The sequence below is a fragment of the Mucilaginibacter sp. PAMB04168 genome (assembly GCF_039634365.2).
In the GTDB taxonomy this organism is placed as follows: domain Bacteria; phylum Bacteroidota; class Bacteroidia; order Sphingobacteriales; family Sphingobacteriaceae; genus Mucilaginibacter.
Genome location: NZ_CP155079.2, coordinates 268,027 through 283,991 on the forward strand (window position 1 = coordinate 268,027; position 15,965 = coordinate 283,991).

Here is a 15,965-nt window from a genome sequence, read left to right on the forward strand (position 1 = left end):
TTAAAAGCATGAAAACATTTAAACAGTATCTAATTGTTTTGGCAAGCTCAGCTATGCTGATTCAATCGTGCAAAGAGAACATCGATATAGCACCCATTGAAAATAATACTTCTGGTAACTTTTACTCAAATGAACTTGAGATAAAGCAGGCAGCAATAGGCATTTATGCAAGGTTGGGCAGAAATGGTACCAATACAGATTTTGCAACAGACTATTTTTGGCTGGCGTCTGAGAACCGCTCCGACTTGCTGTACATTGCCGGTGAAACTTCGGCTCAGAACGATCAGCTGGAATTGAGAAAATACCTTACTACACCAACATCCGGCACAGTATCAGCCATATTTTCGAGGCTGTATCAAATTATCAAAGAAGCTAATAATCTTTTGTATTACACTAAGGAAGGCGAATATATGCGCTACCGTGCAGAGGCTAGATTTTTAAGGGCATATGCCTATGCCGAACTGGTGCGCTCCTTTGGTCCGGTTGCATTAATTACAACACCAGTTGAAAACTCAGAGGCTGTTTCACAGCCGCGTGCTGCTGCAACCGAAATTTATGCACAAATTATTGCCGATTTACAATATGCGGCCGCAAATCTTCAGAAGGTTTATACCGGTGCAGATGCAGGCCGGGTAGGTAGCCTGGCAGCTAATGCCCTGTTGGGCCAGGTTTATATGACCATGGCCGGTTATCCAATGAACGATGCCTCAGCTTATGCAAAGGCCGAGGCGGTTTATGCAAGTATCATTGGTGATGTATCGGCCCGCTTTTCGCCGGTATATGCGCAAATATTTACGCTTGCTAACGAAAATAAATACGATCTGTTCTCCATTCAGTTTGCCTCGGGCGGATTGAATACAGGTTCCAGCCTGGGCGCTTATACCACTAGTGGTGCAAGTTCAGGTTCACCGTTTCCAGAGTGGCTGTATTCAACTTATACTGTACAGGGGCAGGATGTGCGTGTAGATAGTGCCGTGGTTAAACAAATGAAAGCCAATAAAGATCTTCGCTTTCCGGCCAGTATTGACACCGGTTACTACAACGCAGTAAGCACAGTTACCAACCGGGTGTTCGTTCCGCGAAACATTGTTACCAAGTTTTTAGAAAAAGACCCAACTAATACCAAAATTAAAGCATGGAACGATCAGCCCAGAAACTTTCCGATTATTCGGGATGCTGACGTTTATCTGATGTATGCTGAAGCGCTGATTCGCGATGGTAAAGCCGGAAATGCCAGGCAGTATGTTAATGCCATACGTACAAGGGCAGGCTTAGCTGTATTAACTGCAGACCCAACGCTGGATGATATTAAACGGGAGCGGAAGTTTGAGTTTATAGGCGAAGGCCGGAGATACTTTGACTTAGTACGCTGGGGCGAAACAGAAGCTATCAGCACCTTAGCTGCATTTGCCGCCTACTATCATTCTAAACTTAACGGACAACTTCCCACTAAAAAGGATTTGTTACTGCCCATTCCGCAAAACGAGCTGAAAACCCGTTCTAACTGGACGCAAAATTTCGGTTACTAATTCTAAAATACAGCCTTCCGTTTCAGGAAGGCTGTATTTAATAGGTGCTCTTACTTGTCAGAAAAGTTTGTGTGCGCTTAGTCAAATATGTTCATTCGCCATACAGGCGTCGTTTGTTACTTTATATTCGTTAAACTGCTTTAATAATGTCTTATTCCGAAAGTCGCTTCAATAGTACCTATGTTGTAGGCATCTCATTTATCTCGGCTTTAGGAGGATATCTCTTCGGATTTGACTTTGCTGTCATTTCAGGAGCGCTTCCTTTTTTACGTAAAGCATTTGCACTTGATGTATGGTGGGAAGGTTTTTTGACCGGCTCATTGGCGCTGGGGTGTATTGTTGGTTGTTTATTAGCAGGTAAACTTGCGGACCGTTACGGACGCCGGCCCGGGCTAATGCTTGCTGCGGCCGTATTTGCAGTTTCTTCTGTAGGCATGGCCCTGTCATGGAGCCTTTCAGTGTTTGTGGTTATGCGTTTTGCTGCAGGCATAGGTGTTGGCATGGCTTCTATGCTCAGCCCGCTTTATATTGCCGAGGTATCGCCCGCTTCTGTTAGGGGGCGTAACGTTGCCATTAATCAGTTAACTATTGTAATTGGCATTCTGGTCACTAACCTGGTCAATTACATAATTGCCGGTAACGGGCCGGAGGTATGGCGTTGGATGTTTGGCATGGGCGTTATTCCATCAGGACTTTTCTTGCTGGGTATAGTATGGCTGCCTGAAAGTCCGCGTTGGCTTGCAAAGGCTGGCAAAGAAGAAAAAGCGGTAGCTGTCCTTAAAAAAATAGGTTCAGAATCTTATGTAAGCGCTACTATGAGCGATATTGGCAGCTCCTTAAACGGCAACGCCGTTCAGCCTTCTTACCGTGCGGTGTTTTCTAAAGCTGTGCGTCCGGCAGTTATTGTTGGCGTTACGTTGGCCGTATTTCAGCAACTGTGTGGCATTAACGTAGTGTTCAACTATACCTCAACCATATTCGAATCGGTGGGCGCCAGTTTAGATCGCCAGTTGTTTGAAACGGTATCTATTGGGTTGGTGAACTTGCTGTTCACCTTATTGGCTATGTGGCAGGTAGATAAACTCGGCCGGCGCCCGCTCATGTTAATTGGTTCATTAGGTTTGTCAATCATTTACTTGTTATTGGCTTACTTTCTGCAAAATCATGCCGGACCCGGTTTGGTATCGGTACTGGTTTTATTGGCTATTGGTATGTATGCAACCTCTTTAGCACCAGTTACCTGGGTGCTCATCTCAGAGATTTTCCCTAATCATATACGTGGCGTAGCCTCTTCGGTTGCCATCGTTTCCTTGTGGGGGGCTTACTTTATTTTGGTTTTTACGTTCCCTATCCTCGCGCAAAAGTTGGGCACTTATGGTCCGTTTTACTTATACGCTGTGATCTGCTTCCTGGGGTTCCTCTTCATTCGCCTACGGGTGAAAGAAACAAAAGGGCAGACCCTGGAAGAATTGGAGAACAATTTCGTAAGCCATTAAACGAATTTATTATATGAATAAAAGTACTGTGCAGGCTTGGGTTGAAACAGTGATAATACCCACTTATGAAGTTGGAGCACCTGATAAAAACCCCATGTTTTTTGAAAAGCGCGTTTACCAGGGAAGCAGTGGTGTGGTTTACCCCAACCCAGTTATAGAAAAAATTTTTGACGAAAAGGTAGATAAACCTTACCAGGCCATTTTTCTGGAAAACCAGTATCTGAAAATAATGATTCTACCCGAACTGGGTGGCCGCGTTCAGATGGCTTGGGACAAAGTTAAAGAGCGGCATTTTATTTATTATAATCAGGTGATTAAGCCTGCACTGGTAGGACTGTGCGGCCCATGGATATCTGGTGGCATTGAGTTTAACTGGCCGCAGCATCACCGCCCAAGCACCTATGAGCCGGTTGATTTTTCAATTGAAGAAAATGCCGATGGTAGCACGACTGTTTGGGTGAATGAAATCGAAAAAATGTTTCGTACCAAAGGTATGGCTGGTTTTACGCTGCACCCCGATAAAGCTTATCTCGAAATTAAAGCCAAGCTTTATAACCGAACCAATATGCCACAAACTTTTTTGTGGTGGGCAAACCCGGCTGTTGCAGTAAATGACGACTATCAGTCTGTATTTCCATCGGATGTTAACGCGGTATTTGACCACGGCAAACGCGACGTATCTGCTTTTCCTATTGCTACGGGGACCTATTATAAAGTTGATTATTCGCCAGGTACCGACATTTCCAGATATAAGAATATAAAGGTACCAACCTCTTATATGGCGGTAAATTCTGATTATAATTTTGTTGGCGGCTATGAGCACGATACTAGGGCCGGCGTACTGCACGTGGCCAACCATCACGTTTCGCCCGGTAAAAAGCAATGGACCTGGGGCTGCGGAGACTTTGGCGTTGCCTGGGACCGAAACCTAACAGACGAGGACGGTCCATACATAGAGTTGATGACGGGGGTGTTTACAGATAATCAGCCCGATTTTTCATGGTTGATGCCCTATGAAGAAAAATCTTTCACACAGTATTTTATGCCTTACCGGGAGCTGGGAATGGTTAAGAACGCCAGTAAGGATGTCATGTTGAGCGCCGATATTAAAGATTGCCGGTTAACTGTTAAACTTTTTGCAACCTGTAAGCTAAGTAACATAAGTGTAATTATCGCTGTTCGTGGTTGTGAAATTGCACGGGAAGTAATTTCAATTTCGCCTGAAATAGTTTTCGATCAAAGTTATGAAGTAGATGCTGAGTGTCGGGAAATGGATCTTTTAATACGTATTACCGACGTTTATAACTCAGAAATGCTTCGCTATGATCCTGCAAACAATCGCAATAATGACATACCCGAACCCGCTAAGCCTGCACTAACACCTCAGGAAACCGAATCAACGGAGCAATTATTTTTAACTGGCCAGCATTTGGAGCAATACAGGCACGCCACTTATAGCCCTGTTCCGTATTATGAAGAAGCACTTAAAAGAGATCCTGCTGATTATAGGAACAACAATGCGTTAGGTGCATGGTACCTGCGCCGTGGGCAGTTTAAAAAAAGCGAGAACTATTTCAGAACTGCAATTGCAACCATCACCGGCCGCAATCCTAATCCTTATGACAGTGAAGCTTATTACAATCTGGGCCTTTCCCTAAAATATCAAAACCATATCAACGAGGCTTACAACGCTTTTTTTAAGTCTACCTGGAGTAGCGCCTGGCAGGATGCCGGATATTTTTCGGTTGCGCAAATAGATATGATCAGGTCGCACCATGAACTGGCGCTCGAACACATCAACTGGGCAATAGACCGTAATGCCAGAAACGGAAAGGCCCATGCCCTTAAAATTTGTGCTTTGCGAAAGCTTGGCCGTATTACAGAGGCTATGGAGGCGGCTAATAGCGCGTTAAAAAGAGATTACTTTAATGTTGGTGCCCGGTATGAGCTTGTACAATGTTATTTGCAAAACGGGCAGTTAAACGATGCAGATAAGGAACTAACAGAAATTGAGGTAACCAGCCGCTTAACAGCAAATACGTTGTTAGAATATGCTATTGACTATGCAGCTATGGGAGAATATAAACTAGCTGTTGAGTTACTGCAATTAACTAAAGAAGATTTGCGTACCCCAATGACTTTTTATTATATCGGTTACTACGCCGAGCTTTTGGGTAATGCTTCGCTTTCAGCCACTTCACTTAAACAGGCGCAAATGGCAGATTCAGCCTACTGCTTTCCAAATAAGTTGGAGGATATTTTGGTGCTTACTTATGCGTTGGAGGTAAACCCAGCTGATGCAAAAGCTGCGTTTTATATGGGTAACCTTTGGTATGATAAGCGTCAGTATGATGAGGCAATTGCTGCCTGGGAAAAATCAATGGCAAGTGATGATCAATTTTCTATCGTATTAAGAAATCTAGCTATAGCCTATTTTAATAAAAAAGGAAAATCGGCTGAAGCACTTACACTTTTTGAACAAGCTTTTGCCCTCAATCCGGCCGATGCACGTGTGCTGATGGAGTTAGATCAATTTTATAAAAGATTAAACGTTGCACCCCAGAAAAGACTCAATCACCTCACTTGTAACAACGCAGTAACCAACCTTCGGGACGATTTATATTTGGAGATTGCTGCATTGCATAATTTTTTAGGTCAGCCCGAAAAGGCTAATCAATTAATAAGCAACCGCAAGTTTCATCCCTGGGAAGGAGGAGAAGGTAGAGTATCCGGACAGTATATTTACAGCCTGGTTGAAATTGCCAAAAAGCAAATAAGCAGCGGAGACTATAGGGGAGCCATTGAAAATTTAACCCTTGCCCAAAGTTATCCTGATAATTTAGGAGAGGGAAAACTGCATGGTGCGCAAGAAAATGATATTTACTATTGGCTTGGGTGCGCTTATGAACAACTAAACGAAAATGAGGAGGCGCAGCTGTACTTTAAAAAGGCATCAACTGGCCTTTCAGAACCTAGTGCGGCTATGTTTTACAACGATCAGCAACCAGACAAAATTTTTTATCAGGGTATGGCCTGGATAAAGTTAGGCGAGCGTGATAAGGCTCAAACCATATTTAATCGTCTGGTAAATTACGGACGAGAGCACCGGCATGATGAAATTACATTGGATTATTTTGCCGTATCGTTGCCTAATCTTCTAATATTTGATGATGATTTAAATTTAAGAAATAAGCTGCATTGTGATTACATTACCGGTTTAGGGCTTCTTGGCTTGGGTAACACTACCGAGGCTTCTTCCCTTCTCCGAAACGTTTTGAAAGAGGATGCTATGCATTTTGGTGCTAAAACACACCTGGATTTGCTTTATACCACCAATGCAGAAAGTACTATTAAATAATAAAGATTTGATACCATGGTTATCATAAATTGCCTGAAAAAGGTTTTAATGCGTAGGGTTGCATTTTGTGCTTGCCTAAGTATTTTATTGGTAGCAACTACAATTGCTGCAACAGCGCAAACATTGTCTTTAGCCGGGCAATGGCGCTTTAAAATAGACCGCGAAAATAAAGGTACTGCAGAAAAGTGGTACGCCCGTAATTTAGAAGACAATATCCGGCTCCCGGGCTCAATGGCTCAAAATGGAAAAGGTGATGATATTACGCTTAAAACACCATGGACAGGTACTATTTATGATAGCTCCTTTTACTTCAATCCGAGGCTGGCCAAATTCAGGCAGGCGGGCAATATCAAGCTCCCTTTTTGGTTAACCCCCGCCAAATACTATGTTGGCGCTGCCTGGTACCAGCACAACGTGAACATTCCGGCCGCATGGAAAGGGAAACGAATAGTATTGTTTTTAGAAAGGGCACACACCGAAACGCATGTTTGGGTAGATGACCATGAAGCCGGGATGCAAAACAGCCTGGTAGCGCCGCACCAGTATGATCTGACAGACTACCTTTCAACTGGCCCGCACCGAATCAGCATTTGTGTTGATAACCGAATCAAAGCGATTAACGTTGGGCCCGATTCGCATAGCATAACCGATCATACGCAAGGTAACTGGAATGGCATAATTGGTAAAATAGAATTACAAACCGCCCCGTTAACATACCTTGACGATATACAAGTTTACCCCGATGTAAAAGCTAAAGTGGCCAGAGTGAAATTGCAATTGAATAATAATGGCAACTCAAGTTTTGCCGGGCAAGTAGTACTGTCGGCCAAAAGCTTTAATACTGCAAAGGTGCACCAAACGCAGCTCATTAAAACGAATGTGAGTATTGCCGGTAAGCAAACCAAAAGCATTGAAGTGGTTTTGCCATTAGGTAGCGGCATGCAAACCTGGGATGAGTTTAACCCGGCTTTATATGCGCTTACGGCTGTTATAACCAGTAAAGGACAAAGCCTTGAACAACGGCAGGCCGAATTTGGCATGCGTGAGTTTACCATACAGGGCACACATTTTTTAATAAACGGAAGGCCTGTGTTTTTGCGTGGTACGGTTAACAATTGCGAGTTTCCATTAACTGGTTACCCATCAACCAATATAGCTGATTGGATGCGCATTTTTAAAGTGGCTCGTGCACATGGTTTAAACCACATGCGTTTCCACTCATGGTGCCCACCGCAGGAAGCCTTTATGGCAGCTGATAGGGTTGGTTTCTATCTGCAGCCCGAAGGCCCAAGTTGGCCAAATCATGGTCCTAAAATTGGCTTGGGACAACCCATAGATCAGTACTTGTATGATGAAACTAACCGCATGGCTAAGCATTATGGCAATTTTGCTTCGTTTTGCATGCTGTCTGGCGGAAACGAACCTGCAGGGAACCAGGTGGCCTACCTTAATGCCTTTGTGGATTACTGGAAGAAGAAAGATTCCCGCCGGGTTTATACAGGGATGTCTGTTGGTGGCAGCTGGCCGGTAGTCCCCAATGCCGAGTACCAGGTGCGGGGAGGCGTGCGTGGCCTTGCCTGGGAAAAGAGGCCTGAAAGCATCTCTGACTTTACCGCCGGTATTGGCAAATTTAATGTTCCGTTTGTTGCTCATGAAATGGGCCAATGGTGTGTTTTTCCTGATTTTGGTGAAATAAAAGAATATACAGGCGTTTACAGAGCTAAAAACTTTGAGCTGTTTCAAGAGGATCTGAAAGACCAGGGCATGGCAGATCAGGGCCGTGATTTTTTAAGAGCATCCGGAAAGCTGCAGGTGCTTTGTTATAAAAACGAGATAGAGAAAACCTTGCGTACGCCAAATTATGCAGGCTTTCAACTACTGGGCCTTCAAGATTTTCCGGGCCAGGGTACAGCATTAGTAGGCGTGCTTAATGCGTTTTGGAAAGAAAAAGAATACATCACGTCAAAAGAGTTTGCACGTTTTTGCAATACAACGGTGCCACTGGTGCAGGTGCCTAAATTTGTTTTTACCAACGATGAAGTATTGAAGGCTGGTATCATGGTTGCCCATTCAGGCAATGCGCCGCTTCGGAACACAACGTTTAAGTGGACTATTAAAAATGAGAAAGGGGTGTTGTTAACGCAAGGTAATTTCCAAGTCAAAACCATCAATAACGGCAACGGCATCCCGGTTGGCAATGTTAATTGGCCGCTAAGCAGTATTAAGCAGGCAACGCAATTAAAATTCGAAGTTAGCATTGTAGGTACGCCATATGCAAACGATTGGAATGTTTGGGTATATCCGGCTAAACCTGAGGCAATAAAGAATGAAGTATATTATACCAATGCCTTTGATGAGAAAGCAAAAGCTGTATTAGATAAAGGTGGCAAGGTGTTTTTAAATATAGCCGGGCAGGTAGTAAAGGGTAAAGAGGTAATTATGCATTTTTTACCGGTATTTTGGAACACATCCTGGTTTAAAATGCGCCCACCACATGTAACCGGTATGCTTATACAGGATCAAAGTTCAGCTTTTGCCAATTTTCCAACCAGTTACCACAGTGATTTGCAATGGTGGGAGATTGCCAATCGTGCACAGGTAATGGTGCTGGAGGATTTCCCTGCTGGCTTTAAACCCCTGGTACAACCAATTGATACATGGTTTTTGAACCGCCGCTTAGCGTTAGTATATGAAGCCAAAGTAGGAAATGGTAAAATTATAGTATCAAGCGCAGACTTAGGACCAGCCATAGACGCTGATAAGCCAGCGGCCCGCCAGCTGTACCGTAGTTTGCTGCAGTATATGGCATCTGAAAAATTTAATCCCACCGGTGAGGTAAGCTTTGAAGTAATTAAGGATGTGATGGTAAGTCCTTCCAAATACCAATTTAGCACTTTTACTAAGGAAAGTCCGGATGAATTAAAACCGAATTCAAATCAAATCAAGCCTAAAAGTAATGAGTAAGATAGCCTGGTGTTTTTATGTTGGCATACTTGTTACCTTGTGTATAAGTAAAACCAAAGCCCAGCAAATATACAGTGCTGATATTAGTAAAACGCAAGCACCCGTTATAAAGGGGCACCTAAAGTTAGGCACACATACCGATCCTGCAGGGCATTCTGTAGATGCTAACAGTTTGTATTTTACCAAAAACGGCAAGCCGTGGTACCCGGTAATGGGTGAGTTTCATTTTTCGCGTTATCCAGAACAGCGTTGGGAAGAAGCTATTTTGAAAATGAAGGCCAACGGTATTGATGTGATTGCTACTTACGTGTTTTGGATATATCATGAGGAAGAAGAGGGGGTGTACAACTGGACCGGCAACCGTGACCTACGGCATTTTATTAAATTATGCGCTAAGCATCATGTTAACGTATGGGTACGCGTAGGCCCTTGGTGCCATGGCGAGGTGCGTAATGGTGGCTTTCCCGACTGGATTGTTAAGCGTGGCAACATGCGCAAAAACAATACAGACTATCTGAACTCCGTACAAAAGCTTTATAATGCCATTGGCACACAGCTAAAAGGGTTATACTTTAAAAATGGCGGCCCCATTATTGGCAGCCAGATTGAGAATGAGTTTAGATTTAACAATCCGGCTGGTTTGGAGCATATGCTTACGCTAAAGCAAATGGCTATAAAAGCCGGCATTGATGTGCCTTTTTATACCGCTACCGGCTGGCCAGGCTCTAACCAAAAACAAGATGAATTGATACCGGTTTGGGGCGGCTACCCTGAGGCTCCCTGGGATAAGAAGACGTCACAACTGGCACTATCTGAAAACTATGTGTTCAGCACATTGCGAAATGATCCTGCAATAGGCAGTGACCTTTTGGGTAAGCACGAAGGGGATGCCGCCGGTTATACCGGTTATCGCTATCCGTACGCCACCGCCGAAATGGGCGGCGGAATACAAATTACATACCACAGGCGACCCATAATTAAACCTATTGATGTAGCTGCATTAGCCTACACTAAAATAGGATCGGGTGCTAATTTGATGGGTTATTACATGTTTCATGGCGGTCATAATGAAATTGGCCGCTTAAGCACCCTGCAAGAATCGAAGGCCACAAACTACCCTAATGATTATCCTATACTCAATTATGATTTCCAGGCGCCGCTGGGCGAATTCGGGCAAGTAAGGCCATCATACAATGCCTTTAAAATTATTCATACTTTTTTAAATGATTTTGGTGATAGACTGGTACAATCTTATCCCTCGTTCCCCGACCAAAAGGTGAGTAGCCCGGCAGATAGTACTACGCTGCGGTGGGTGGTACGCTCTAAAGGCAAAAGCGGCTTTTTATTTATCAGTAACTATCAGCGGCAACTAAATTTGCATAACCAAGCCAACGTTCAATTTAAGCTGCGGCTTACAGATAAGGAAAGTATGACTTTCCCGGAAAAGCCAATTGATATAAAATCGGGCACGGTTGCCATTTTGCCATTCAATATGGATATTGAGGGTTGTAATCTTAAATATGCAACTGTGCAACCCTTGTGCAAAATAGCGGGTTCAACCCCAACTTATGTGTTTTTTGCGCCTGATGGCATCAGGCCTGAGTATGCATTTAATAAAGCGGGCATTGTTGTTTTAAAAGCTGCACAAGCACAATCTAAAAATATAGGTGATTGTATTTTAATAGACAATGTTAAACCTGGAACAGGTAGCTTAATAACATTAAAGTTAAGGACAGGTAAGCAGGTTAACATCATTACCTTAACCGGCCAGCAAGCTTTAAATAGTTATAAAGGCAGTGCTTCCGGAAGCGAACATCTCTTTATTTCCAGGCAAAATTTAACGTTTGCAAATGGTAAGCTGATGCTTCAAAGTACCGAAGGCCCCAGTTTTGATGTTTCTTTATTTCCTTCCTTCAAAGCAATGTACAAACCGGGCTTTAAGCAACAGGCGGACGGTGTATTTACCAGGATGGTAAAGGTGTTACCAGCTAAGGAAGTGGATGTTAAGGTTCAGCTGGTTAACTGGATTGCCAAACCTGATGAACAACGCTCCAAAATTCCTTTAGATGACCGGAATGGTAAGAATACCGCCGTTAGCCCGGGGCCGCAGTATCAAACTCAAATTATACCTGTTCAGGGTGCCAGGTATTGGTCGCTTATCATTCCGCCACATAAAGAAAACGCATTGTTGGATATAGATTATCGTGGTGATACCGGAGCCGCTTATATTGACGGCAAACTTGTGGCCGATGATTTTTACTTTGGTAAAACCATGCAGGTATATTTAGAAAAGGCATCAATTACTACAACCTTAATGCTGCAAGTAATACCGCTTACTGATGAACGCAATATATATTTTGAAAAGGGTGTTCGTGAGCCGATGCTGGGTAAAGCTGTAGCCACTTTAAATGCAGTTAAGATAATACCTGTTTACGATACAACACTGTAGGTAGCAATATCAATCGGTATCTGATACTTGTAAGCACCTGTTTTTGCACCATATTGCAGTAAACTACGCTTTAACAGCACGAGCCATTATTGCATGAAAATGGCGGTTGATGTGCAGCGTTTTGATCATGTTCAGGCAAAATTAAATCGCCGGCACATTAATGCGCAGGGAAAGACACCAGCCTGCTGTATTTTTAGCAATTCAAACCGATTCCAAAAAGCGTTTCACCGCAGGCAACTTGCATTAGCGAAACAGCGATAATTTCACAGACTTGCCCATCATCTCATAACCCACCTCATTAGGATGCAGATAATCGCCCGACTGTGCCTCTGGAATGATAGTAGAGCTGTTGTTGGGATCACTTAATACACGGTCAAAGTCAATGGTTGCATCAAAACGTCCGCTTGTTCGTATCCATTCATTTACGGTATTACGCGCCTTTTCACGGTAGTCGGTATAATAAAAGGATTTTTTAATCGGCGTTATTGTAGCTCCAAAAACTTTTATCCCTCTTGAATGTGCCTGGGATATTATTTTACTATAAGCGGCAATGAGGGCTTCTGCAACCTGTGCGGCGGCAGTACTGTCTCGCACACCACCTATATCGTTTACACCCTCCAATACAATAAGCCAGCGCACACCGTTTTGTTGAAGAATATCCCTGTTAAAACGACTAAGTCCAGTTGGGCCCAAACCTCCACGCAGTACGCAGTTGCCGCCAATACCTAAATTAAGAACGCCTATTTCTTTCTTCTCTTCTAAGAGTTTTTGAGCAAGCACATCCGGCCATCTGTTTTGTTTATTGGTACCCGATCCGCGCCCGTCTGTTATAGAATCGCCTATAATGGCTACAGCAGCTTTATGCTTGGATTGGTCAACTTCAATTCCATTAATGATATACCAATGGTCGGTCTTTACCGCCTGACTGAAATCTGAGTGTGCAATGTTATTGCCGGTTATTAAATAAGAAGTTGTGCGTGAGCCTGGATGTCCGGTAATGGTGGGAGATGTTGAACCGAATAATATGGTGATGGCCATATCTGCTCCTGCTTTTAAGTCATAAACCAAGCCATCCGAATACATGACAGATCCGGGCTCCATTGTAACTTCCTGCTTCCCATTAAATGTAAGTGCTTTATTTGTCGACTCTTTAACAGCACTGCCACCTGCCGAAACTGCTATTGTGACTGCTTTCAGGGTTACAGGCGCTAAACTATATTCATTCGAAAACTTTATGCGCAGTTTCTTCCCGCCAACCGATACACGTACTATCTGCCGTAAAGTGTTTCCGGTGAGCCCCGGCGCCGGAGGCATATTATTTGGCTCAACCAGTTGTGGTGCAGTAGCCCAAGTACCAACCCATTTTTGCGGCGTACTTTGAAGCTCCTTTGCCCAAGCGTTATTGAAAGGCCCTAATACGAACGTGAAAATTATGATCGTAACAATGGTTTGCGTTGAAAAAAAAGAGCTTTTCTTCTGTTTAACGCCGTTGTATAATTGAATGCTCATTTAAGGATTAATGAATACGATTTTACACTGTAACCGATAGGCAAAACTGTCGGCAGTGGTTTACCAAAGGAAGTAGTTCAAATCTGGCAAGGATATCATTAATCATGATATTTGTGACATAAATGTTCAAAGCAACAGCACAGCGTAATTAACAGGTCTGATTAATCGGCTGCCTTCGGAATGATCATATAGTCTGTCGTGTCGCAAAAGCGCAAATAACAAATGTAGTTAAGTTGTTCATCTACATTTAGTTGATCAAATTTCCATAGCCTTTATGGTTAGTTTGCCGGGTGCATTAAGCTCATTGGCTTTTATTAATGCCAAAAGCAGAATGTAGCGGGTAACGCATTAACTAGTTAATGGATTAAATTGTGCTTATCTCACATCGTTCCCAACGGCAGTATCTTTTCTTAAACATTTGTTTAATCAATTTAAACAAGAGCAGTACTGCAAGAAAGAGTAGTAGCTTAATTTCGCTCAGCTAAGGTTTAATGGACTTTATAAGCCAGATATTAAATCTTTAAACAACAACCAATCACATGAATACGGTATTAAACCGACCGTAATTCGTCAGCAATAGATATCCAGCAATATAGAAACAGCAACAATCAGATCTTTTAACCTTGCCTCAACTTGGGCTTATACTATCTTTTAATATGACATATAAAATCCGGTCCGCCTTTATTTGCGCACTTATTTCTTTTTTGGCACTATACACTGCAATGGCACAGCAAGGTAAAAGGCGTGATTCGCTGATGTTTTATCAAAGCGTTCAAACGTATGTTAATCCGGTTTTGCCCGGCGATCATCCGGATCCGACTCTATTGAAAGTAGGAGATGATTTTTACCATTGCGGGTCCACTTTTCATTTTAACCCCTATATGCCCATTTATCATTCTAAAGACCTGGTTCATTGGGAAATTATAAGCCGTGTGCTGCCGGCATCCAAAGCCAAGTGGGTAACTGACCGGCCATCGGCAGGCATATGGCAGGGTGCTATAACCTACTTTTACGGTTCTTACTGGATATACTTTTCGGCGGGCGGCCAGTGGTTTTGCAAAGCTCCTTCACCAAAAGGGCCCTGGTCTGAGCCTGTACAGGTGAAATCAAATCCCCAAACAGGTCCCCTGGGTTATGATAATTCTATTTTTGTAGACGATGACGGTAAACCTTATATGGTTATTAAGAACGGGCAAAAGGTTAACCGGTTACAGGCATTAGGCAAAGACGGGCAACTTACAGATATAGTTATAAACCTGGACTGGATCAATGCCAAATTACAATACAGTTGGGCCGAAGGCCCCGTTATGTGTAAACGTAATGGTTATTATTACTATTTTCCGGCAGGCGACGTATCCGGTGGGCAATATGTTTTACGGTCCTCGGCGCTTACCAGTGATTCAACAAAATGGGAAAGGTTAGGAGATTTCTTTAAGCCTATTACAGATGCAAAGGTGGGTTTCCGCAGGCCTAATCACATTGCCGCGCCCGTGCAGCTATCGGATGGCTCATGGTGGACCATCGGGCAGAGTTACGAAAAATATGATGGTGATGATTGGTCTGGTACAGGAAGGCAAACCGCCCTGTATCCTGTCATTTGGGAGGGTGATCGTCCGTGGGGTTTGGCACCAACTACGCAACCCATAGCTAAACCCAATCTTCCACAATCCGGTATCCTGTGGAGGAGCATGAAATCAGATGATTTTGAAAGTCAGACCTTATCATGGAACTGGCATTTTCTTACCAAAAAGGCATCTGAACAATATTCGCTCTCTAATCGTAAAGGCTGGATTAGTCTTAACCCAGATACGAGCCGAGCTCATTTGTTTCAGAAAGAAACCGATCATTTTTATTCAGTAATTACTAAAGTGAATCTCGATGCTGTAAGAGCTCAAGATAAAGCAGGTATATGTCTAACCAACGGCAACCAAAAAGTGATTGTAAGATTGTACACCGGATTTGATAATGGTCAGCAAATTATTATGGAAATGGATACAGCTGTACGGAGAGCAGCTAAGCCAATTGGCGCTACCGTTTGGCTAAAGGTGGAAAGAAATGAGCATTTGCTTACAGGCTTCTATAGTCGCGATGGCAAATCCTGGGTAACTTTGGGCAAGCCGGTTAACGTGGTCAATCTGGATAAGGCACAGCCCAACTTTAATTCATGGGTGGGTACCAGTGTAGGACTGTTTGCTGAGGGTAAGCGTGCTGATTTTGACAGTTTCACAGTCAAAGATGGCTTTTCTGCTATTCCTGCAATAGGTATGAATAATTATTTTGGTGTTAAGAAGCTTGCCGATCGCTCAGTTACCAATGTATCACCGTTGGGTGGCTGGTTCATGATATCGGGTGTTGATTTTAGGCAGAGCCCGGCGGTTAAGATGGCAATCAAGGCCGCAAGCCGTGCCAGAGGCGAATTAGAAATATGGCTGGATGATTTGCAAAAAGGACAGCGAGTTGCAAAAGTTAAGATAGAGCCAACAGCCAACCGTGAATGGAAAGCGTTTACCGCTACTTTAAAAAATGTAAAAGGCCAGCACGACTTGTTTATTAAATTTCCACGCGGAACTGCAGGGGATATTCAGATAAAAAACATCCGATTGACTGATTGAATTACCGACTAATACTTCCGGCTTATTATAGACAAATAGTTATCCATA

General features: G+C 43.4%; 7 protein-coding genes. 6 read left to right on the forward strand and 1 reads right to left on the reverse strand.

Annotated features, from left to right (window positions below):
• Nucleotides 1–8 precede the first annotated feature (8 nt).
• From ABDD94_RS01110 to ABDD94_RS01130, 5 genes are all read left to right on the forward strand, one after another.
• Entirely contained in the window at nucleotides 9–1,529 is a 1,521-nt protein-coding gene (locus ABDD94_RS01110; RefSeq protein WP_345949660.1) for a RagB/SusD family nutrient uptake outer membrane protein, read from the forward strand.
• 146 nt (nucleotides 1,530–1,675) lie between these two features.
• Complete coding sequence (locus ABDD94_RS01115; protein WP_345954327.1) at nucleotides 1,676–3,025, forward strand: sugar porter family MFS transporter; 1,350 nt, start codon at nucleotides 1,676–1,678, stop codon at nucleotides 3,023–3,025.
• A gap of 13 nt (nucleotides 3,026–3,038) precedes the next feature.
• Nucleotides 3,039–6,383 carry a DUF5107 domain-containing protein gene (locus ABDD94_RS01120; protein ID WP_345954328.1) on the forward strand — a complete coding sequence of 1,115 codons (3,345 nt, stop codon included), beginning with the start codon at nucleotides 3,039–3,041 and terminating at the stop codon, nucleotides 6,381–6,383.
• Between the two features lie 15 nt (nucleotides 6,384–6,398).
• Nucleotides 6,399–9,347, forward strand: a complete 2,949-nt coding sequence (locus ABDD94_RS01125) for a sugar-binding domain-containing protein (RefSeq protein WP_345954329.1) — start codon at nucleotides 6,399–6,401, stop codon at nucleotides 9,345–9,347.
• Complete coding sequence (locus tag ABDD94_RS01130; protein ID WP_345954330.1) at nucleotides 9,340–11,796, forward strand: beta-galactosidase; 2,457 nt, start codon at nucleotides 9,340–9,342, stop codon at nucleotides 11,794–11,796. Before ABDD94_RS01125 ends, ABDD94_RS01130 begins: the two co-directional genes overlap by 8 nt.
• A gap of 243 nt (nucleotides 11,797–12,039) precedes the next feature.
• Here the strand turns inward: ABDD94_RS01130 and ABDD94_RS01135 are convergent, their stop codons facing one another.
• Entirely contained in the window at nucleotides 12,040–13,305 is a 1,266-nt protein-coding gene (locus tag ABDD94_RS01135) for an SGNH/GDSL hydrolase family protein (protein WP_345954331.1), read from the reverse strand.
• Between the two features lie 656 nt (nucleotides 13,306–13,961).
• On the opposite strand from ABDD94_RS01135, the gene ABDD94_RS01140 reads away from it, so the two are divergent.
• Complete coding sequence (locus ABDD94_RS01140) at nucleotides 13,962–15,917, forward strand: family 43 glycosylhydrolase (protein WP_345954332.1); 1,956 nt, start codon at nucleotides 13,962–13,964, stop codon at nucleotides 15,915–15,917.
• Nucleotides 15,918–15,965 lie beyond the last annotated feature (48 nt).